Annotated in this window: 20 protein-coding genes; 10 read left to right on the top strand and 10 right to left on the bottom strand. The window is 61.1% G+C overall.

Annotation, left to right across the window (positions count from 1 at the left end; all coding sequences use genetic code 11):
* Positions 1-3: 3 nt before the first annotated feature.
* From ABWQ00_RS02045 to ABWQ00_RS02055, 3 genes are read left to right on the top strand one after another with little or no spacing between them, the layout of a single operon-like run.
* A complete protein-coding gene (locus ABWQ00_RS02045; RefSeq protein ID WP_353237001.1) occupies positions 4-1,011 on the top strand; it encodes a lactonase family protein in 1,008 nt (335 codons plus the stop codon).
* The gene (gene garD, locus ABWQ00_RS02050) at positions 1,008-2,582 is read left to right on the top strand and encodes a galactarate dehydratase (RefSeq protein ID WP_353237002.1); all 1,575 of its coding nucleotides are present in this window, start codon (positions 1,008-1,010) and stop codon (positions 2,580-2,582) included. Before ABWQ00_RS02045 ends, garD begins: the two co-directional genes overlap by 4 nt.
* Before the next feature lie 21 nt (positions 2,583-2,603).
* A complete protein-coding gene (locus ABWQ00_RS02055) occupies positions 2,604-3,599 on the top strand; it encodes a Bug family tripartite tricarboxylate transporter substrate binding protein (RefSeq protein ID WP_353237003.1) in 996 nt (331 codons plus the stop codon).
* A gap of 110 nt (positions 3,600-3,709) precedes the next feature.
* On the opposite strand, the gene ABWQ00_RS02060 is transcribed toward ABWQ00_RS02055, so the two are convergent.
* Both ABWQ00_RS02060 and ABWQ00_RS02065 read right to left on the bottom strand, forming a co-directional pair.
* Positions 3,710-4,222, bottom strand: a complete 513-nt coding sequence (locus tag ABWQ00_RS02060; RefSeq protein ID WP_353237004.1) for a bacteriohemerythrin — start codon at positions 4,220-4,222, stop codon at positions 3,710-3,712.
* A gap of 87 nt (positions 4,223-4,309) precedes the next feature.
* Positions 4,310-5,152, bottom strand: coding sequence for a class I SAM-dependent methyltransferase (locus ABWQ00_RS02065; protein WP_353237005.1), 843 nt, complete (start codon positions 5,150-5,152; stop codon positions 4,310-4,312).
* 165 nt (positions 5,153-5,317) lie between these two features.
* Here ABWQ00_RS02065 and ABWQ00_RS02070 point away from each other — a divergent pair, with 165 nt between their 5' ends.
* Positions 5,318-6,334 (top strand): metal-dependent hydrolase, encoded by a 1,017-nt coding sequence (locus tag ABWQ00_RS02070; RefSeq protein WP_353237006.1) that lies wholly within the window; start codon positions 5,318-5,320, stop codon positions 6,332-6,334.
* On the opposite strand, the gene ABWQ00_RS02075 is transcribed toward ABWQ00_RS02070, so the two are convergent.
* Positions 6,331-6,954 (bottom strand): pyridoxamine 5'-phosphate oxidase family protein, encoded by a 624-nt coding sequence (locus tag ABWQ00_RS02075; RefSeq protein WP_353237007.1) that lies wholly within the window; start codon positions 6,952-6,954, stop codon positions 6,331-6,333. The genes ABWQ00_RS02070 and ABWQ00_RS02075 overlap by 4 nt on opposite strands.
* 17 nt (positions 6,955-6,971) lie before the next feature.
* Positions 6,972-8,798 (bottom strand): glutamine--tRNA ligase/YqeY domain fusion protein, encoded by a 1,827-nt coding sequence (locus ABWQ00_RS02080; protein WP_353237008.1) that lies wholly within the window; start codon positions 8,796-8,798, stop codon positions 6,972-6,974.
* A gap of 162 nt (positions 8,799-8,960) precedes the next feature.
* On the opposite strand from ABWQ00_RS02080, the gene ABWQ00_RS02085 reads away from it, so the two are divergent.
* Entirely contained in the window at positions 8,961-9,305 is a 345-nt protein-coding gene (locus tag ABWQ00_RS02085; RefSeq protein ID WP_353237009.1) for a hypothetical protein, read from the top strand.
* 63 nt (positions 9,306-9,368) lie between these two features.
* Here the strand turns inward: ABWQ00_RS02085 and ABWQ00_RS02090 are convergent, their stop codons facing one another.
* Together ABWQ00_RS02090 and ABWQ00_RS02095 are read right to left on the bottom strand one after the other, a co-directional pair.
* Positions 9,369-9,884, bottom strand: coding sequence for a retropepsin-like aspartic protease family protein (locus ABWQ00_RS02090; RefSeq protein ID WP_353237010.1), 516 nt, complete (start codon positions 9,882-9,884; stop codon positions 9,369-9,371).
* 3 nt (positions 9,885-9,887) lie between these two features.
* The gene (locus ABWQ00_RS02095; RefSeq protein ID WP_353237011.1) at positions 9,888-10,295 is read right to left on the bottom strand and encodes a DUF2306 domain-containing protein; all 408 of its coding nucleotides are present in this window, start codon (positions 10,293-10,295) and stop codon (positions 9,888-9,890) included.
* A 123-nt stretch (positions 10,296-10,418) separates the two neighbouring features.
* On the opposite strand from ABWQ00_RS02095, the gene ABWQ00_RS02100 reads away from it, so the two are divergent.
* The 4 genes from ABWQ00_RS02100 to ABWQ00_RS02115 all read left to right on the top strand — a co-directional run bounded on the left by ABWQ00_RS02100 (position 10,419) and on the right by ABWQ00_RS02115 (position 13,934).
* Positions 10,419-11,243, top strand: coding sequence for an undecaprenyl-diphosphate phosphatase (locus tag ABWQ00_RS02100; RefSeq protein ID WP_353237012.1), 825 nt, complete (start codon positions 10,419-10,421; stop codon positions 11,241-11,243).
* Positions 11,244-11,343: 100 nt separating this feature from the next.
* Positions 11,344-12,567, top strand: a complete 1,224-nt coding sequence (locus tag ABWQ00_RS02105; RefSeq protein ID WP_353237013.1) for an MFS transporter — start codon at positions 11,344-11,346, stop codon at positions 12,565-12,567.
* A 25-nt stretch (positions 12,568-12,592) separates the two neighbouring features.
* The gene (locus ABWQ00_RS02110) at positions 12,593-13,090 is read left to right on the top strand and encodes a nuclear transport factor 2 family protein (protein ID WP_353237014.1); all 498 of its coding nucleotides are present in this window, start codon (positions 12,593-12,595) and stop codon (positions 13,088-13,090) included.
* A 31-nt stretch (positions 13,091-13,121) separates the two neighbouring features.
* Entirely contained in the window at positions 13,122-13,934 is an 813-nt protein-coding gene (locus ABWQ00_RS02115; RefSeq protein WP_353237015.1) for an enoyl-CoA hydratase, read from the top strand.
* Positions 13,935-14,013: 79 nt separating this feature from the next.
* Here the strand turns inward: ABWQ00_RS02115 and ABWQ00_RS02120 are convergent, their stop codons facing one another.
* Genes ABWQ00_RS02120 through mutS form a run of 3 tightly spaced genes read right to left on the bottom strand, consistent with a single transcriptional unit; the run spans position 14,014 to position 18,304 of the window.
* Positions 14,014-14,817: an alpha/beta fold hydrolase gene (locus ABWQ00_RS02120; RefSeq protein ID WP_353237016.1), complete on the bottom strand. Its 804-nt coding sequence runs from the start codon at positions 14,815-14,817 to the stop codon at positions 14,014-14,016.
* Positions 14,817-15,644, bottom strand: coding sequence for a proteasome-type protease (locus tag ABWQ00_RS02125; protein ID WP_353237017.1), 828 nt, complete (start codon positions 15,642-15,644; stop codon positions 14,817-14,819). The genes ABWQ00_RS02120 and ABWQ00_RS02125 overlap by 1 nt, the downstream gene beginning before the upstream one ends.
* Positions 15,645-15,655: 11 nt before the next feature.
* Complete coding sequence (gene mutS / locus ABWQ00_RS02130) at positions 15,656-18,304, bottom strand: DNA mismatch repair protein MutS (RefSeq protein WP_502908057.1); 2,649 nt, start codon at positions 18,302-18,304, stop codon at positions 15,656-15,658.
* A 153-nt stretch (positions 18,305-18,457) separates the two neighbouring features.
* Between mutS and ABWQ00_RS02135 the strand changes: the two genes are divergently transcribed.
* Entirely contained in the window at positions 18,458-19,789 is a 1,332-nt protein-coding gene (locus ABWQ00_RS02135) for a hemolysin family protein (protein WP_353237018.1), read from the top strand.
* Between the two features lie 63 nt (positions 19,790-19,852).
* Here the strand turns inward: ABWQ00_RS02135 and ABWQ00_RS02140 are convergent, their stop codons facing one another.
* A complete protein-coding gene (locus ABWQ00_RS02140) occupies positions 19,853-20,800 on the bottom strand; it encodes an inositol monophosphatase family protein (protein WP_353237019.1) in 948 nt (315 codons plus the stop codon).
* Positions 20,801-20,816 lie beyond the last annotated feature (16 nt).

Genomic DNA, 20,816 nt, shown 5'->3' on the forward strand with positions numbered 1-20,816 from the left:
TTCATGCAACAAGCGGCTGATACGGCGCATGTCTATGTCTCCAACGCCGACAGTGGCGAGGTGTCGGTGTTGCGAATGGATGGCCGTGCCCATTTGACCGCTCAGAGCACTTTGCAGCTGGGTGGCAACCTGATGCCCATGGCGATCAGCCCCGACAAGACCCAACTTTATGTGGCCCGGCGCAGCGATCCTTTGTCGGTGGTCACACTGGCCATTGATCCGTTCACGCGTGACCTGTCTGTCATGGCCGAGGCCGCTTTGCCCGCCAGCATGGCTTATGTCAGCACCGACCACACGGGCCGTTATCTGCTGGCGGCTTCTTACCAGGGGGCGCAACTTACGGTCAGCCCGGTGGGCCCGGATGGGGTGGGCCCTGTTCAGCAATTGGTGCCAACAGGTCTGAACGCCCACGCGATCATGCCTTCGCCTTGCAATCGTTATGTGCTTGCTACCAGCTTGGGGGGCGCGGAGTTGATGGTGTTTGCTTGGAGTGCCGAGACAGGTCACTTGAGTCGGCAGACTTCATGGACCGCCCGTTCTGGGGCAGGTCCCCGTCATTTCCGGTTTGATTCGGCCGGTCGCTTTGTTTACCTGCTCAACGAGCTGGATGGCACGGTGGACGTCTTGGTCTGGCATGCCAGCACGGGCAGTTTGGAACACGTTCAGACGGTGAGCATTTTGCCGCCATGCTTTGCGGGCAAGCCTTGGGCAGCCGACTTGCACCTGACCCCCTGTGGCCGTTATTTGTATGCCAGCGAGCGCACCTCCAGCACCTTGGCGCATTTGACGGTGGATGCAGCCAGCGGTCGACTGAGTTTGCAGGCGCACACGCAAGTTGAAACCCAACCCAGAGGTTTTGCGATCGATCCCTCTGGACGGTATTTGCTGGTGGTTGGCCAGTTGTCGCACCATTTGAGTTGCTTTGTCATTGACACGGCCACAGGTCAATTGCGCTTGCAGCAACGCCTTCCCGTGGGGCAAGGCCCCAACTGGGTGGAGGTCTTGGCATGAACAACAACGCAGCCTCTGAGACGCCGCGTGTGGTGCGAATGCACACAGCAGATAACGTGGCCATCGTTGTGAACAATGGCGGTTTGCTTGCTGGCACTTTGCTGGATTCGGGCTTGGTCCTGTTGGACAAAGTGCCACAAGGTCATAAGGTGGCTTTGGTAGATGTGGTCAAGGGCCAAGCAGTCATGCGCTACAACGTGCCCGTGGGCTATGCGCGGCAAGACATCCCCGCAGGCAGTTGGGTGCACGAACGTTTGCTCGACATCCCGCCTGCGCGAGAACTGCAGGGCCTGCCCATGGCGACCGTCAAGCCCGCGCCGCAGGAAGCGCTGGAGGGTTACAGCTTCGAGGGTTATGTGAATGCCGACGGCTCGGTGGGCACCCGCAACTTGCTTGCGCTGACCACCACGGTGCAATGTGTGGCGGGTGTGGTCAAGATCGCGGTGGAGCGCATTGAGCGCGAGTTGTTGCCGCTGTTTCCCAATGTCGATGGTGTGGTGGGCTTGGAGCACAGCTATGGCTGTGGCGTGGCGATTGACGCGCCGGGCGCTGAAATTCCGATCCGCACCTTGCGCCACATCAGCCTGAACCCCAACTTTGGCGGCGAGGTGATGGTGGTGAGCTTGGGCTGCGAAAAGCTGCAACCCGAGCGATTGCTGCCACCGGGCAGCTTCCCGATTCATGATGGGCGAGAGAAAGACCAAGGGCCAGACTTGGTGTGCCTGCAAGATGATGCGCATGTGGGCTTCATGTCCATGATCGACCACATCGTGCAAAGCGCCCGTCCACACTTGGAACGCCTGAACGCACGCCGTCGCCAGACCGTGCCAGCGAGCGCGCTGGTGGTGGGCGTGCAGTGTGGTGGCAGCGATGCGTTTTCGGGCGTCACGGCCAACCCGGCGGTGGGATTCATGGCCGATTTGGTGGTGCGCTCTGGCGGGACCGTGATGTTTTCGGAAAACACCGAGGTGCGCGATGCGGTGGAGCAACTCACCAGCCGTGCTGCCACGCCCCAAGTGGCCCAAGACATTGTTCGGGAGCTGGGCTGGTACGACCAGTATTTGGAACGCGGCCGGGTGGACCGCACCGCCAACACCACGCCCGGTAACAAGGCAGGGGGCTTGTCCAACATCGCCGAAAAAGCCATGGGCTCCATCATCAAAAGCGGCAGCTCGGCGATTGCCAGTGTGCTGGCGCCGGGCGACAAGCTCAAGGCCGATCAAAAGGGCTTGGTCTTTGCCGCAACCCCCGCGAGCGACTTCATTTGCGGCACCTTGCAACTGGCGGCCGGCATGAACCTGCATGTGTTCACCACCGGACGCGGCACCCCCTATGGTTTGCAGGCTTGTCCTGTGGTCAAGGTGGCCACGCGCACCGACCTGGCCCGCCGCTGGCACGACCTGATGGACATGAACGCTGGCCGCATTGCCGATGGTGAGATCACCATCGAAGAAGCCGGTTGGGAGCTTTTTCGCATGCTGCTGGATGTGGCCAGCGGCCGCAAGACCTGGGCCGAGCATTGGAAGCTGCACAACGCTTTGGTGCTGTTCAACCCGGCCCCCATCACCTAAGACATCAACCAGGAGACCCCCATGACCCAACGTCGACATTTTTTGCAAACCTCTGTGGCTTGTGCCGCTGGCCTGATGGCCCCAACAGCCTTCAGCCAAGCAGCGCCTTGGCCGTCCAAACCGATCAATTACTTGGTGGCTTTCCCCGCGGGTGGGACGACCGACATCTTGGCGCGACTGGTTTCGCAAAAATTGGGTCCTGCGCTGGGCACCACCTTGGTGATTGAAAACAGAGGCGGCGCAGGCGGCAGTGTGGGTTCGGAAGTGGCGGCCCGCGCCCCCGCAGATGGCCACCATTTGTTGGGCGGCACCATCAGCTCGCACGCGATCAATGTGAGCCTGTACCCCAAACTGGGCTACGACCCGATCAAGTCTTTCACGCCGGTTTATCTGTATGGCACCAACCCTGTGGTGTTGGTGGTGCCCGCCAACAGCCCCTACAAAACGCTGCGTGATTTGATGACAGCGGCCAAGGCCAATCCGGGCAAGCTGACGGGTGCATCGGCGGGCAACGGCACCTCGCAGCATTTGGCGCAAGAGTTGTTGGCGTTCAGAGGCGATGTGAAGTTCACCCATGTCCCCTACAAAGGCAGTGCACCCGCGATCCAGGATGTGATGGCCGGACAAGTTGACTTCATGTTCGACACCACGGTGGTGGCCGGGGCCCACATTCAAAGTGGCAAGTTGCGGGCTCTGGCAGTGACTTCATCAAGACGCCTGACGGACACCATCACCGATGTGCCCACCGTGGCCGAATCGGGTTGGCCCGGTACGCAAGGCTTTGAAGTGGTGTCCTGGCAAGCTTTGTTTGCGCCAGCGGGTACGCCCAAAGCCATTGTGGACAGGTTGCACGCCGAGATCCTCAAGATCATTCAATCTGCCGAGATGCAAGAACGCATCAAGGGCTTAGGCATGCAGCCATCGGTCATGACGCCTGAGCAGGTGCTGAGCTTTCAGAGGGCTGAAATCGACAAATGGGCCCAAGTCATCAAAGCGGCCAACATCAAAATCGACTGAGGGTCATCGTCATTTTCAAACGCTTGGCTGATGTGGCTGTAGCCACATCAGCCAAGCTCCATTTCAGGTGCTCAGGTCTGTTGTGGGGTGTTCGTGTTTGTAGAGGCGCTTTAACTGCAGCTGACGCTGCCGCAGCCCGACATGGTCACATTTTTGATGGCTGAGGGGTCGGCCAGGGTTTCGGTCACGCTGTCAAAACCCACTGACTTGAGGTGCGCGGCCAAGCCTGCATCCATGCTGGCGGCGTGGCCAGGAAACCATTCGATCAAGGCTTCGGCCATGCGGGTGATGATTTGTTTGTCGGTGTCCAGGTAATGGGCTTCGACCACGCGCATGGTCTCCGAGATCGTGGCGTGGTGTTCGGCGTGGCAGTTATCGGCCGAGAAACCAGTGGCCAGCATCCAGCGCTCTTCTTGGGCAAAGTGCTCCACGGTGTGCTTCAAAAACGCTTGGTAGACGGGCAGTTGCTCTTCTTCGGGCGTGGCCAGAATCTGGTTGACCATGGCCATGAACTCGTGGTGCGTGTCGTCCATGCGAGCGTCGCCCGTGTTGAGCGAATCGGTCCAGACCATTGCGGCAGGCAGGTTAACGGGAGCGGCAGAAAGGGCGGCGGTTGAAGACATGGCTGGAGATCTAAAAGAAACAAACAATCAAACAGCGCGCATTATCCCGCCAAGCCGAGGGCGTTCGTGCATTGGGGGCATCGCCGTTCAGGGCTCGCTCAGTTGCAGGTGGGCCACGCCATACATGGGGCCACCTGTCCACGGGGTCATGCACATTTCTGTCCAGCAAGACGCCCAGCCATAGGCTTCGGCCACTGTGTGCTGCGACAGCAGCTCCAGCCGGGGGTGCAAGCGGGCCACTTCCAGGGCATTGTGCGCACCCCACAAAAACTCGGCCCCTGTGCTCGCCACGCTGGGGGCCAGGTCGGCATGCCCGATGCCCAGCGGGGTCATGAAGTCGCAGACCAGCTCGGAGCCTTCGGGTGCGTTGTCACCAATCTCGCGAATCACAGCCTTGACTTGTGTGGGGGTCAGGTACATCAGCACTCCCTCGCACACCAGCAGCAAGGGCTTGTGTTTGTCGTCATCGTTCAACGGCAATTGCTGCCACCAGCCGGGCTGGGTCAGGTCCACGCTGCCATCGTGGGCCGCCTCGGAATGCCATGGCAGCAGCGCATGGCGCAGGATCACCACATCCTCCAGGTCCACATCCAGCCAGTGGTTTTGGCCGTTGTTGAGCCACTGAAAATAATCCGACAGGCCGGCCCCCAGGTTGACGCCATGCGCTTGTGGGTAGTGGGTAAAAAATGCGGCACCAATTTGTTTGATCAGCTGGGTTCGCCACAACACGTTCAGCACCGAAGGGTGGTCTTGTAAAACGGCCAAGGCTTGGCTCCCCATGTTTTGCAGCATCTGCTGGGCCTGCGTGTCGCCAGGGTCCAGCCACGGGTAAAGGGAAGACCCCCGCGCACGGGCCACCAGCGAGATCAGCAAAGTGCTGGGCACGGGGCCCAACAAGGGGGCGGCGTTGACATGGATATCTTGTTTCATTTTTGTCTCCTATGGTGTGGAACCTTCCCTTGTAGGCCTCCCCTGCGCCTATGTGTCTGATGTGCATCAACCTTTTGGCGATGCTGGCGCGCATCGACCTGCTGGGCTGCAGGCCTTGTCAAAACCGCTATCGTGTTGACCTGCGTCAAATTTCCAAAAATATCCATGGATTCCGTCACACAAGTTCTTTTGGGCGCCTCGATCGGCGTGGCCGTCATGGGGCGGCGCACGGCGCTGTGGAAGTCGGCGCTTTGGGGCGGTGTGGCGGGTTTGCTGCCCGATCTGGATGTGCTGCTGGACCACGGCGACCCGATCTTGAACATGATCCGCCACCGCGCGGAAAGCCATGCCTTGCTTTTGCTCACGCTCTTTGCGTTCCCCATGGCCTGGGTGGTGAGCCGCATCCACAACCAAGCCCGTTTGTATGGCCGTTGGTGGTGGGCGCTGTGGCTGGCGTTGGTCACGCACCCCTTGCTGGACTTGATGACGATTTACGGCACGCAAGTGTTCCAGCCTTTCACCGACGAGGCCTATGGGCTGGGCAGCATGTTCATCATTGACCCGGTGTATTCACTGCCCTTGCTGGCGGGGGTGATCGCGGCCCTGCGCGTCAAAACAGTGGGGCGGGCATTGGCCATCAATGGCTGGGCGCTGGCTTTCAGCACCGTTTATTTGGCGTGGAGTGCGCTGGTGCAATGGGGCGTGACGCAACACGCCCGCCAGTCGCTTGAGGCGCAAGGCTTGCCCAGCCAGCAACTCTTGGTCACACCCGCTCCCTTGAGCACCTTGGTCTGGCGCGTGGTGGTGATCGATGGCGAGCGCTTGCATGAAGGTTTTTACGCGCTGATGGACGGTGGTCGTGCCATGCGATTTGTGGCCCACGAGCGCGGTGCCGCCTTGGCCGCGCAAAACGCCGACCACCCCCAGTTACAGCGGCTGGCAAGGTTCACAGACGGGTTTTACAAGGTGGCTGATGTCAACGGGCGCTTGGTGATCACCGACTTGCGCATGGGGCAAGAGCCCGCCTATGTGTTTTCTTTTGACATTGGCCCACCGCTGCAAGCAGGCCAGACCCATCCCGTGGCGCAGCAGCAAAGCCGCCGCATGGATGTGGGGGCAGGTTTGACATGGCTGGGGCAGCGGATGTTGGGGCACGATGTGCCGCCGCCGGGCGGGCCTTAGAGCGTTTGCCGGTAACGCGCCATCAGCTGGGCGTGGGTTTCGGCTTCGATCTCTTCGCCTTTGAAGGCTTTGATCTGGTCGCGCAGCATCTCGGTCATGTTGGGCATCTGTGCGCGGTCGACTTGGCGAGAGGCGTCCCACAGTTGCGAGCGCATGAAGGCCTTGGCGCAGTGCAAATACACCGACTCCACCGTCACACGAATGACCACAACGGGCGCACGCCGCGCATCGGCGCACAACGCCAGATCGGCCGGGTCGGTGGACAACACGGCGCGGCCATTGACGCGCAAGGTCTCGTCAAAGCCCGGCACCATGAACAACAAGCCCAGCCGCCCGGTGGCGATGATGTTATCCAGCGTGTCCAGCCGGTTGTTGCCCGGTGCATCCGGCAGCAGCAAGGTGTGCGCGTCGGGCACCTTGACGAAGCCCGGCTCACCCCCGCGCGGCGAAGCGTCCATGTGCCCACCCGCATCGCTGCTGGCCAGCACCACAAACGGCGACAAGCCAACGAAGCGCGTGGCATGCGTGTCCAGCGCTGGGATTTCTTTTTTGAGTGCACGCTCACGGGCAGGGCCGTACAGCTCGCGCAGGGCTTCTAGGGTGGTGATGTGTGTTGGCATGGGTAAAAACCGTGGACTTACTTTCCCCAAGAATCCTTCAAGCCCGTCACCCGGTTAAACACCGGCTTGGCGCCCGCCACATGATCCAAGCGATCCGCCACAAAATACCCAAAGCGCTCAAACTGGAACTTCTGGTCCGGCTGCGCCCCGGCCAATGACGGCTCCACGTAGGCCGTCACGACCTTCAAGCTGTCCGGGTTGAGCGATTGCAAGAAGTCTTTGCCGCCCGCATCGGGGTGCGCTTCTGCAAACAGGCGGTCGTACAGGCGAACCTCGGCCTTCACGCCGTCGGCCACGCTCACCCAGGTGATGGCGGCTTTGGCTTTGACGCTGTCGGCGCCGCGGGTGCCGCTCTTGGTGCCGGGGATCACTTTGGCGTGCACCTCAAGCACGTTGTCCGCCGTGTCGCGTGCGCAGCCCGTGCATTCGATCACGTAGCCACCCTTCAGGCGCACCACGTTGCCGGGGAACAAGCGTTTGTAGCCCTTGGGTGGCACTTCTTCAAAGTCTTCGCGCTCGATCCACACCTCTTTGCCTATTTTGAAAACACGGTCGGCTGGGGGCGTTTGGCCTTCGGCCACCGCGCTGTGGGGCAGGGCGGGTTGGGTGCAGGCCTCGGTGTAGCCGTCGCTACCAAACACCTCGGCCCAGTTGCTCAGCACCAGTTTGACGGGGTCGAGCACGGCCATGCCGCGGTGGGCTTTGGTTTCCAGGTCTTCGCGCAGGCAGCCTTCGAGCGTGCTGTAGTCGATCCAGCTGTCGCTCTTGGTCACGCCAATGCGGTCGGCAAACAGGCGCAGGCTCTCGGGCGTGTAGCCCCGGCGGCGCAGGCCCACGATGGTCGGCATGCGGGGGTCGTCCCAGCCGCTGACTTTGCCTTCATTGACCAGTTGCGCCAACTTGCGTTTGCTGGTGATCACATAGGTCAGATTCAGGCGAGCAAATTCGTATTGTTTGGGGCTGGGAGCGGCCAGCAGCTTGCATTCGCACAGGCGCTCCATCAGCCAGTCGTAAAACGGGCGCTGGTCTTCAAACTCCAGCGTGCAGATGCTGTGGGTGATTTGCTCCAGCGCGTCTTCGATGGGGTGGGCAAAGGTGTACATTGGGTAGATGCACCAGGTGTCGCCCGTGTGGTGGTGGGTGGCGCGGCGGATGCGGTAGATGGCCGGGTCGCGCATATTGATGTTGGGCGAAGCCATGTCGATCTTGGCGCGCAGCACGGCGGCGCCGTCGTCGAGCTTGCCGTCGCGCATTTCGCGGAAGCGCGCCAGGTTTTCTGCCACGGTGCGGGTGCGGAAAGGGCTGTCCACACCGGGCTTGCCGAAGTCGCCCCGGTTGGCGCGCATGTCTTCCGCGCTTTGCTCGTCCACATAGGCGTGGCCGGCTTCAATCAAGGCCTCGGCGGCGCGGTACATGAAGTCGAAGTAGTCGCTGGCTTGGTAGGGCGCGGCAGAGCCAGCGGCCTGGCCGAGTTGGGTCCAGTCAAAGCCCAGCCACTTCACGGCGTCGATGATGCTGTTGACGTACTCTTGGTCTTCTTTTTCGGGGTTGGTGTCGTCAAAGCGCAGGTGGCACACGCCGCCGTACTCTTGGGCGAGGCCAAAGTTGATGCAGATGCTTTTGGCGTGGCCCACGTGCAGGTAGCCGTTGGGTTCGGGCGGAAAGCGGGTGCGGATCTTGGCCGGGTCGGGCTGGCCCTTGGCGTGGTGCGCGGCGTCGCCCGGGCTGCCGGCCCAGCGGCGGCTGGCGTAGGTGCCTTGCTCGATGTCTTTTTCGATGATCTGGCGCAGGAAGTTGCTGACCTTGTGGTCGGCTTCAGAGACTTTGTCGGTGGGGGAGGTCATAGCGCTTGATTTTAGGGGCTGGCGCAGGCCTGAGCTGTCCGGGTCTGTTACGAATGGACACGACTGTCAAGCGCTGGCGGTGCACCAACGACCAGTCTGGCGCGCTAAGCATGTAGAGAGCCTGCTTTCAAGAAAAGCCAACGTCACCAAAGGATCATCGTCATGAGTTCGTTCAAACTGTCATTTTCCAGAGCCATCGCGCTGCTCGGCTTGCTGGGCTTGGGTCTGACCCAGGTGGGTTGTGCCCATCCCTTGGCGGTTGAACCGTCTGTGTCGGTGCACTCGCGCATCGGTCATTTCCCGGTGTACACCCAGATAGGGGTGCCCGGCCCGGTGATTTATGGCCCGCCGCCCCGGGTGATTTACACCCCACCACCCCCTCGGGTGCTCTACTCGCCCCGTGTGTCTGCGCCTGTTCATGGCTGGGGGCATGGGCACGAGCGCCATTGGGGTCATGAGCGCAAGCACCGTCACCACCATGGTGATGGCCACAGGCGTGGTGGTTGAGATCATCGTGGTGATGTTCGGCACTGATGGCGCCCCAGCCTGAGGCCTTGAGTCCGAAAGGGTTCAGCGCCGCTGACGCAGTACCATCTCGTCGCGCCTGATTTCCACGTCAAAGTGTTTCAAAAAGGCCTGGCCCAGCAGCGCTTGTTCTTGCGGCATGCCCGTCAGACCCACGGTGACGCTGGCATCGTTGAGCACCAGATGCCCTGCCCGCACAGGCACGCTGCGTACCAGTTGGCCCGGGCGCTGGCCGTTGGCAGTGTGCAAAGTGATGTTTTGGCCCGCAGGCAGCCCGGCCTGAGTAGCCAGCGCCTGGCTCACGCTCACATGGCTGGCCCCGGTGTCCACCAAAAAGCGCACGGGCTGGCGGTTGACTTCACCCTCCACATGAAAATGCCCGTCCCGCTGGCGCGGAATGACCAGATCGCCCGAGCTGAGCGCATAGGGTTTGAGGCTGGCGTGGCGCTTTTGCTCCATGCGATCAAACACCAGATACAGCACCCCGGCCACAGCCAGCCACACGGCTGCGATGGCCAAGGCGCCGAGGCGGGCGGTTTTGTGGATGGAGGGTGTGGGCATGCTTTAACCCGCAGCGCCAGACCAAAGCCATTGGCCCAACAAACGTCCAGGCAATAAAGTGAATGCACCTGTGACCACACACGCCATGCCATAAAGCCACTGCATGGTTTGCCGATGACCTGCAATGTTGCCATCAGCCAGATAGCGAAACGCCCGGTACAGGCTGATCAAGGTCAGAGGAATGAGCAGGTGAATCGGGGTGTAGCCCCAGATATTGGGCAGATTGAAGTCCCGGATGAACAAACCCGAGAGTGCGGCGCCCAGCATGCAGGTGACCCAGGCGTAACCCAAGGCCCGGTGAAGACGTGGTCGTGTGATCCGGCCCATGCGGGCCCAAAGGGCCCAAGGCCCCAAGACTGTGGCGCTCAAGGCCAAGGTCATGTGCACGGCGATGGTGTGTGTCAGTTGCATCGTGAGGACGGGAGAATTTTTGTTTGAACCGCACTGTGACACAGCTTGGTAAGGCGTTATTGAACCGTTGATTTTGGTACCTTGTCCAGCAGCGATAATTCAGCCTGATTTCGAGGAGCGTTTGTGGATCTGATGTTGTTGCTGAAAGCCGCCGTGATGGGCGTGGTCGAGGGTTTGACCGAGTTCTTGCCGATCTCTTCCACCGGGCATTTGATTTTGGCCGGGGCTTTGATGGGCTTTGACGACGACAAGGCCAAGGTGTTCGACATCGCCATCCAGACCGGGGCCATCCTGGCCGTGATCATTGTGTATTGGCAAAAGATCAGCAGCACGGTGCGCGCTTTGCCGCACAGCGCGGATGCCCAGCGCTTTGCCCTCAATGTGTTCATCGCCTTTGTGCCTGCTGTCATCCTGGGCTTGCTGTTTGGCAAGGCCATCAAGGCGAACCTGTTCACGCCCGAGGTGGTGGCCACCAGTTTCATCGTGGGTGGCTTCATCATTTTGTGGGCCGAGCGCAGACAGGCCCGCGCTGTGCGCATTGGCCAAGTGGAAGACATGCGTTGGCAAGACGCGCTCAAGGTGGGTTTAGTGCAATGCGTGGCCATGATTCCGGGCACCAGCCGCAGCGGCGCGACCATCATTGGCGGCATGCTGCTGGGCATGTCGCGCAAGGCGGCCACCGACTTCTCGTTTTACTTGGCTATTCCCACGCTGATAGGCGCGGGGGCCTACAGCCTTTACAAAGACCGAGCTCTGCTGAGCATGGCCGATGCGCCGATGTTTGCAGTGGGTCTGCTGTTCTCATTTTTGAGCGCTTGGGTGTGTGTGCGCTGGCTGCTCAAGTTCATCTCGACCAACAGCTTCGAGGTGTTTGCCTGGTACCGGATCGTGTTCGGTCTGGTGGTGCTGGGCACCAGCTACTTTGGGTTGGTGAGCTGGGCGGCTTGATCGGGTGCACCTAGGCGACATGCTGGGCTTTGGGCCACGCCCAGAATGGAAGCCCCTTGTTTGACGCATCGTGGGGATGCGTTTGTTCACAGACCCCTGCATGTCTGACAACCTATCCGCATCTTTTCGCCGTCTGGCTTGGTCCAATTTGCTAGCCCAGTCGGCCGAGCAGCTGAGCCTGGCCGCTGTGCCCATCGTGGCGGTGCTCTTGCTCAAGGCCGGGCCCGGTGAAATTGGTTTGCTGGCCTCCATCCAATCGTTGCCGTTTTTGCTGCTGTCCACGCCGCTGGGCGTGCTGGCCGACCGCACTTCGCGCACGCGCTTGATGGCGCTGGCCGAGATGCTGCGGGCCTTGGCATTGTTGTTGTTGCTGGCGCTGATCGTCACGGGGAATGTGTCGATTGCGGCTTTGGCCATCATTGGTTTCATCGCGGCGGTGGGCACGGTGGCCTTCAGTGTGGCGGCGCCTTCGCTGGTGCCCGCACTGGTGCCCGTGGAGGGTCTGGCGCAGGCCAATGGGCGCTTGGAGTTGGCACGCAGCGCGGCGTTTGCGGCAGGCCCGGCATTGGCTGGGGCCTTGATCGCTTGGACCGGAGCGTCGGCGGCGTTTGTGCTGTCGGGCATGTTGTCGGTGGCAGCGGTGTTGTGCCTGCGTGGCATCTGCGAGCCTGAACGCGCCGCCATCCCTGCACGTCACCCTTTGCTGGAGTTGCAAGACGGTGCCAAGTGGGTGTGGCAGAGCGATTTGCTCAGGTCCATGATGTTTTGCTCGATTGCCTGGAACATTTCTTGGTTCATGCTGCAAGCGGCTTATGTGCCCTATGCCATCCACGACCTGGGGCTGGATGCGAGTGGTGTGGGCGTGACGCTGGCTTTGTATGGCGTGGGCATGATCGTGGGCGCATTGCTGGCACCGCGTGTAGTGCGGGCGCTGCCGTTTGGGCAGGCGATTTTGTTGGGGCCTTATTTCTCTGTGCTGGCGGCGGTCACGATGGCGCTGACCTTGTTTTGGCCGCATGGCTGGTTGGCGGCGCTGTCTTATTTTTTCTTTGGGGCGGGGCCGATCATTTGGACCATCACCTCGACCACCTTGCGCCAAACCGTCACGCCTCGGGCCATGATCGGGCGGGTCACGTCGATCAACATCGTGGCCAGCACGGGGGCGCGTCCGCTGGGTGCGGCGCTGGGCGGTGTGGTGGGGGTGAGCTTTCCGGTGTCGGTGAGCTTGTGGTGTGTGGTGCTGGGCTTTGGGCTGCAGGCCATCATCATCAGCGCTTCCAAGGTGCGCACACTCAAGCGATTGCCTGAGCCCTTGACCGATTGATTTAAAAAAAAGAGGAGACAAGACCATGCAACAAGCCGCGTTTGAAGAATTACTCAAGCGGTTTTCGGCCGCCGCCGAAGCGGGCGATGGCGAGGCCTTTGCGCAGTGTTTCACGCCAGATGGCATTTACCACGACTACATCTACGGAGACCACACGGGCCGCGCCGACATTGCCCACATGATGAACGACTTGTTTCATCGCGATGCCGGGCCGGATTACCGCTGGGAGATGTTCGAGCCCGTGTGCAATGGGCAGTTGGCCTATGCGCTGTCTTTTTCGAGCTTCACTTCGAAGGTGCCCGAGTTTGCGGGGCGGCAGGTGGTGATCGACGGCATCAGCCGCTTTGCCCTGCGTGACGGGCTGATTTGCGATTACAGCGAATCGGTCAATGGCGGCGTGGCCATGGTGCAGCTGGGGGTGGCCGCGCCGCGCCTGGAAAAGGTGCTCAAGCGCTGGAGCCAGCAGCTGCTCGACCAGCCCGCCACCCAAGCGTTTTTGGCCCGTGGCAAGCGCACGGTGTGAGTTGTTTAATGCTTTTTCGAAAGGCCTGGCCATGAGTTACCAAGACATCCTCTACAACGTCGAGCACCGCATCGCGACCATCACCTTGAACCGGCCGGATAAGCTCAACGCCTGGACGCACGTCATGGAGCGCGAGGTGCGCCAGGCTATGGACGCTGCCGCTGCAGACGAGAGTGTGCGCGCCATCGTGCTCACGGGTGCAGGGCGCGGCTTTTGCGCGGGTGCCGACATGGATTTGCTCAAGGACCTGGACCCGAGCGACATCACGGCGACGACCTGGACAAAACCTTTCGATGTGAACCAGCGGCTCGACTACCAGACGCGCTATGGGTATTACCCGGCGATCCCCAAACCGGTGATTGGCATGCTGAACGGCGCAACCGCAGGGATTGGGCTGGTGCATGCCTTGTATTGCGATATTCGTTTTGCGGCTGACAACGCGGTGTTCACCACCGCGTTTTCAAGGCGGGGCTTGATTGCCGAGCACGGCTTGAGCTGGATGCTGCCCCGCATCGTGGGCCACGCCAACGCGATGGACTTGCTGCTGTCGGCCCGCAAAGTGTTGGCCCCTGAAGCGCAGGCCATGGGTTTGGTCAACAAGGTGTTTGCGCCCGACGCTTTGGCCGAGGCCACCTATGCCTATGCGCGTGACTTGGTGGACAAGGTGTCGCCCCGCTCTATGGCGGTGATCAAGCGTCAGCAGTACGACGCGCCGTTTCAGACGCTGGCAGAAAACAACCGCCAGGCCAACGTGGAGATGGCCCTCAGTTTCGCGAGTGACGACTTCCGTGAGGGGGTGGCGCATTTCTTGGAGAAACGCGCACCGCAATTCACGGGCAACTGAGGTTCAGGGGAAGCCACAGAGGCCGACACGGCCAAGCAGCCCTTTGGGCATGCTCAGAAAAGCGAGCAGCCTATGGATTTCAGACGCCAAGATTGCGCAAACTGGCCTCAATGGCAGCAGCCGTGGCCAGCGGTTTCTCCATGGGGAACAGGTGGGAGCCGTCAATCATCATGATGCGGCCTTTCACCACTTTGTGGGTCAAATCCACACCGGCTTGGCGCATTTCGGCCGAGTGGGTGCCGCCTATAAAAGCCACCGGACATTTGAGCGGTTGACGCTTGAGCAAGCTGTCGAGTTTGTGCGGCAAGCTGTTGTAAATGGCGGTTTCAATGTCGCGGTCAAAACTCAAGACGCGTTGGCCGCCCTCGTCGTGTGTGCCGTGGTCAATGTAGTCCTGCAGGACTTGCGGGTCCCAGCGGGCAAATGATCTTTTGTGCGCAAAGCTTTCCATCGCGGCTTGGGCATCGGGCCAGTGGTGGCGGCGCTTTTGGCTGATGCGGCCTGGCGACACCGAGCCCACCAAAGCGGTGCGTTTGGCCAAGCCCAGGGTGGTGGCCCGCCAGCCGCCCAGCACGGGCGAATCGATCATGAGCACACCGCGCGCCAGCTCAGGGTGGCGGGCGGCGCACATCAGGCTCAAGATGCCGCCCAGCGAGTGGCCGACCAGGAATGCGGGTTCTCCGTCGCCTTGCAGCGCCTTGGCAAAGTCGGCCAGTTGCTGCACCAAGTGGGGCCAGTTGTTGGTGACCGGGTATTGCGGGTCATGTCCAAATTTTTCGATGGCATCGACCTGAAAGCCCCGCTGGCGCAGGCTGTCAAAGATCACGCGATAAGTGCTGGCCGGAAAGCTGTTGCCGTGCGAGAAGATGATGCGTGCGGCCATCAGATCAGCTTCTCTTCAGGGGTGGTGATTTTCTTGAGCAAGGCGTTGCGTTGTGCCCCCACCATGAGCGGAATCTCGGTAGCACCGCCGTTCCACATCGGGTCTTCGATGCTGTCGAACATTTGGCGCAGCTTGTCGCCCCAGCTCGTGCGCAGCATTTTGAAATAGGGGTTGTGCTCATCGATGCACATGATGCGGTCGGTTTGCAAGCTGCCCGCTTGGTAGACCACCATGTCCAGCGGCAGGCCTACCGACAGGTTGGACTTGAGGGTCGAGTCCATCGACACCAGCGCGCATTTGGCCGCTTCGTCCAGCGGGGTGTTGGGGGTGATGACGCGGTCCAACACAGGTTTGCCGTATTTGGACTCGCCAATCTGGAAGTAGGGCGTCTCGTCTGTCGCCTCGATGAAGTTGCCGGGTGAATACACCTGGAACAGGCGCATGCCTTCGCCGCCGATTTGGCCGCCAAAAATCATGGACACGTTGAACTCCACACCCGAGGCGCGCAGCGCAGCAGCATCGCGCTCGTAGACCCGGCGCACAGCTGCGCCCAGCACACGGGTGGCGTCGAACATGCTTTTGGCGTTCCAGATGGTCAGGGGTTCGTCCTGACCGGGCTCAACCAGTTTTTCGATTTGCAGCACTTCGCGCACCGACTGCGAGATGCTCAGGTTGCCCGCCGACAACAAGGTCATGAAACGGTCGCCCGCTTTTTCATAGACGATCATTTTGCGGAAGGTGCTGATCTGGTCCAAGCCCGCGTTGGTGCGGGAGTCGGACAAGAACACCAGTCCGGCGCGAGTTTTGACGGCAACGCAATAGGTCATGTGGGGGCTCTTTAACTTTTAGGCAGCAGGCGCTGCAGGGCATAGAGGGCGTCGAGCGCTTCGCGGGGGCTGAGCGCGTCGGGGTTGATTTGGGCCAAAGCCACTTCGATGGGGCTGGGGCCTGTGGCTTCGGACTCGGGCGGGGCGGCGAACAGGTCCACTTGTTGGCGGCTTTCGGTGGCCCCGGCCTCCAGGGCGCTGAGCGCATGCCGAGCATGGTTCAGCACAGCCGCAGGCATGCCCGCCAGTCGCGCCACTTGCACGCCATAACTTTTGCTGGCCGGGCCGGCTTGCAGTTCGTGCAAAAACACAATCGACGCGCCGGACTCGGCAGCACTCACATGCATGTTGACGGCGGCGGTGTGCGTGGCCGGGAACTCGGTCAGTTCGAAGTAGTGCGTGGCAAACAGCGCAAAGGCTTGCGTTTTGTTGTGCAGGTGCGTGGCGATGCCGCTGGCGAGAGCCAGGCCGTCAAAGGTGGAGGTGCCGCGCCCGATTTCGTCCATCAGAACCAGGCTGTGTGGCGTGGCGCTGTGCAAGATTTGGGCGGCCTCGGTCATCTCGAGCATGAAGGTGGATTGGGCGTTGGCCAGGTCGTCGGCCGCACCGATGCGGGTGTGGATCGCGTCGATGGGCCCCAGACGGCAGCGGCTGGCGGGCACATGGCTGCCGATGCTGGCCAGCAACACGATCAGCGCTACTTGGCGCATGTAAGTCGATTTGCCGCCCATGTTGGGGCCGGTGATGATTTGCAATCTCTGTTTGGTGCCCATCAGCGTGTCGTTGGCGATGAAGCTGGCGCCCGACATCTGGGCCAGGCGCGCCTCGACCACCGGGTGGCGGCCTTGGCGGATTTCGATGCAAGGCTCTTTGGTGAATTCGGGGGCGCACCAGTTGAGGGTGAGCGAACGTTCTGTCAGGGCGCACAAGACGTCGAGCGAAGCCATGGCTTGTGCCAGTGATGTGAGCGCGGGCACAAAGGGCTGCAGCTGGTCGAGCAGGCCTTCGTACAGCCACTTTTCGCGGGCCAAGGCGCGTTCTTGGGCCGACAAGGCTTTGTCTTCAAAGGTTTTGAGCTCGGGTGTGATGAAGCGCTCGGCGTTTTTCAGAGTCTGGCGACGGCGGTAGTCGTCGGGCACTTTGTCGAGTTGACCCTGTGTGACCTCGATGTAAAAGCCGTGCACTTTGTTGAACTGCACGCGCAGGTTGGCAATGCCGGTGCGCGCTTTTTCTCGGGTCTCGAGGTCGAGCAAGAACGCGTCGCAATTGGTCTGTATGCCGCGCAGCTCGTCCAGCTCGGCATCCAGGCCATCGGCGATCACGCCGCCGTCACGCACCAATGCGGCTGGTTCTTCGAGCAAGGCCATTTGCAGCAGATCGGCGCAATGCGTGGGGGGGGTGAGACAGCGGGCCATGTCGGTCAGCAAACTGCCGGGCTCGGGGTTCAGGGCTTGCAGTTGTACCGACAGCGCAGCCGCACGCGCCAGTGCATGACGCAGGGCCACCAGTTCGCGCGGGCGCACTTGGCGCAGCGCGGAGCGGGCGGTGATGCGCTCCACATCGCTGGCGCCTTTGAGTTGTTCGCGCAGGCTGCTCCAAGGGCCTGCGCCGCTGTCGCCGCGCAACACGGCTTGGGCTTGGAGGCGGTCCAGGGCGACTTGGCGGTCGCGTGGTGGGCTGAGCAGCCAGCTTTTGAGCAAACGGCTGCCCATGCCGGTCATGCAGGAGTCGAGCAGGGCAAACAGCGTGGGTGAATCCGAAGCGCTTTCACCGCGCAGGGTTTGCGTCAGCTCCAGGTTGCGGCGGGTGCTGGCAGGCAGGTCAATCAGCGCGTCCGAGCGCTGCACTTGCACCCGCTGTACATGCGGCAGGCTGCGGCCCTGGGTGTGTTCGGCATAGGTGAGCAGGGCAGCGGCAGCGGCATGCGCGTCAGCCAGCGCATCGGCGCTCCAGGCGGCCAGCGACGCGGCTTGCAGTTGTTCCAGCAGCTTGCGCTGGCCCAGACCCGCGTCAAACTGGAAATCCGGCCGCATCGCAAAAGACCAGCCGCCCCGGCCCGTGGTTTTGAGGCCGCGCAATTTTTGTTCAAAGGTGGGCGTCATGCCCGCGCTGGCCAGCAGTTCGCTGGGCGCGATGCGGTCGATCCAGTCGGCCAGCTCGTCCTGTGCGCATTCGGCCAGGTGCACCACGCCTTGGGTCACGCTCAGCCACGCCAGGCCGCAGCGGTTTTTGCCCGCTTGGTGCACGGCCAGCAAGATGGCTTCGCTTTTGTCGGACAGCAGCTCGGTATCCGTGAGCGTGCCGGGGGTGACCACGCGCACCACTTTGCGCTCGACTGGGCCTTTGGACGTGGCCACATCGCCCACTTGCTCGCAAATGGCCACCGACTCACCCAGCTTGATGAGCCGGGCCAAATACGTCTCGACCGAATGAAATGGTACGCCCGCCATGAGCACCGGTTCCCCAGCCGACTGGCCCCGGCGCGTCAAGGTGATGTCGAGCAGGCCTGCGGCTTTTTCGGCGTCGCCAAAGAACAGCTCGTAAAAGTCGCCCATGCGGTAGAACACCAGCGTGTCTGGAAACGCCGCCTTGATGCCCAAGTACTGGGCCATCATGGGCGTGTGGCCAGCGTAGTCAGCGGGGCTGGGGGCTTGGGGCATGTCGTTGGGCATCAAGAACGGGGCTGACTTGTGCAAAAGTCACCGGATTCGGGCGTAGGTTTGGAAAGCAAAGCTTGATTTTAGTGGGAGTGAGGTGCGGGCTTCTTTACAATCGCGGCAACGAAACTCTCAGGGCTCCAGCGAGCCCCTTGTATGGAAATAGCGATACTTTTTGCCCTCATCTTTCTGAACGGCTTGTTTGCCATGTCTGAGATTGCGCTGGTCACCGCCAGAAAAGCAAGACTCCAGAAGTTGATTGATGAGGGCGACAGCGGCGCCGCAGCAGCTGTCAAATTGGGCGAAGACCCGACTCGATTTTTGTCCACCATTCAGATTGGCATCACCTCGATCGGTGTTTTGAACGGTATCGTGGGGGAAGCCGCATTGGCAGAGCCCTTGTCGCATTGGCTGGTGAGCTTGGGTGTTCCTCAGGCTTATGCCAGTTTTGGTGCCACCGCCTTGGTGGTTTTGACCATCACTTATTTCTCGATCGTGGCGGGCGAGTTGGTGCCCAAGCGCATTGGCCAGTCTTATCCCGAAACCTTTGCCCGCTTGGTGGCTCGGCCCATCAATCTGCTGGCGCTGGCCACCAAGCCGTTTGTGATTTTGTTGTCGGCATCGACCCGCGCCTTGTTGCGCCTGATGGGCGTGAAGGAGACCAAGGGCACGCCCGTGACCGAAGAAGAAATCCACGCCATGCTGGTGGAGGGTACTTCGGCTGGCGTGATCGAGTCGCACGAACACACCATGGTGCGCAATGTGTTCCGATTGGACGACCGCCAGATCGGATCGCTCATGGTGCCGCGTGCCGACATTGTTTGCCTCGATGTGGACGACCCGTTTGAAGAGAGCTTGCGCCTGATCGAAGACTCGGACCACGCCCGTTTTCCGGTGGTGCAAGGCGGCATTGAAAACATCTTGGGCGTGATCAACGCCCGCCAGTGGCTGGCCCGCGCCCTGAAAGACCCTTCGCATCCGCAATCCTTGCAAGAGCAGGGTTTGCAAGCGCCTTTGTATGTGCCCGAGACCATCACCGGCATGGAGTTGCTGGACAACTTCAGACTGTCCGATGTGCACATGGCCTTTGTGATTGACGAGTACGGTGAGGTGCAGGGCATCATCACGCTGCAGGACTTGATCGAGGCAATCACGGGTGAGTTCCAGCCGCGTGACCCCGAAACATCTTGGGCGGTGCAGCGTGACGATGGCAGTTGGCTGCTCGACGGCCACATTCCAGTTCCTGAACTTAAAGACCGTTTAGGCCTGGAACAGGTGCCCGAAGAAGAGCGTGGCCGTTACCACACCCTGAGCGGCATGATCATGCTGCTGACCGGTACCTTGCCCAAGGTGGCAGACGCAGTGGTGTGGGAAGGCTGGAAGCTGGAAATCGTGGACATGGACGGCCGTGCCATTGACAAGGTCTTGGCGGTTCGCCTGCCCCCAACACTCGACGAAGGCGATGGTTCTCTTTTTTCTGCGCCATGATGGCTCAAAAAAGCACCCCTCATGGGGTGCTTTTTTGGGCATTGATGCGCTCAGGTGGGTGGCTTAAAAAGGCGCGCCCTTGCGCTCATCTTGGGCCTGTGTACCTTGATCGGTGGGCGCTGTCTCTGGGTTGTGCGTGTCGGGTGTGCGCTCGCGGCTCAGGGCGTCCACGGCGGTGCGGACATTGGCCTTGTCACCCGCACTGGCGAACTTGCTGTACTTGCCCAAGAGGGTGACCAACTGGCCGTAAATGCGGGGTGCACCGGCCAGGCATTCTTTTTGTTCCAGAAAGTCGGACTCGCCGGTGAAGTTGCCGATCAGGCCACCGGCTTCGGTCACCAACAAGGAACCTGCGGCCACGTCCCAGGGGGACAAACCGGTTTCAAAGAAACCGTCGGTAAAACCCGCTGCCACGTAGGCCAAATCGAGTGCGGCAGAGCCTGGGCGTCGCAGGCCAGCGGTGCGTTGCATCACGTCGCCCATCATGCGCAGGTACTGGTTGAAGTTGTCGCCTTTGCGGAAGGGAAAGCCTGTGGAAATGATGCATTCCGGCAGGCGGATGCGCTTGCTCACGCGCAGGCGGCGGTCGTTCATGAAGGCACCACGGCCTTTGGTGGCGGTGAACAGGTCGTTGCGGGTGGGGTCGTAAATGACAGCTTGCTCGATCTTGCCGCGCACTTGCAGGGCAATGCTCACGCAATAAACAGGAAAGCCGTGGATGAAGTTGGTCGTGCCGTCCAGAGGGTCAATGATCCAGATGTGGTCTGAGGCCGAGTTGCCATGCTCCGTGCCCGATTCCTCGGCCAAGATGCCGTGGTCGGGGTAGGCGGTCAGCAAGGTCTCGATGATGATTTTTTCGCTGGCATGGTCAACTTCGGTGACGAAGTCGTTGACCTGCTTTTGGGAGATGCGAACCGCTTCAACGTCGAGCGCTGCGCGGTTGATGATGGCGCCAGCGGCGCGTGCAGCCTTGACGGCCACATTGAGCATGGGGTGGAGATTGGACGACATGAATTGTGTGAAGAAC

The sequence above is a fragment of the Limnohabitans sp. genome, from assembly GCF_040400975.1.
In the GTDB taxonomy this organism is placed as follows: domain Bacteria; phylum Pseudomonadota; class Gammaproteobacteria; order Burkholderiales; family Burkholderiaceae_C; genus Limnohabitans_A.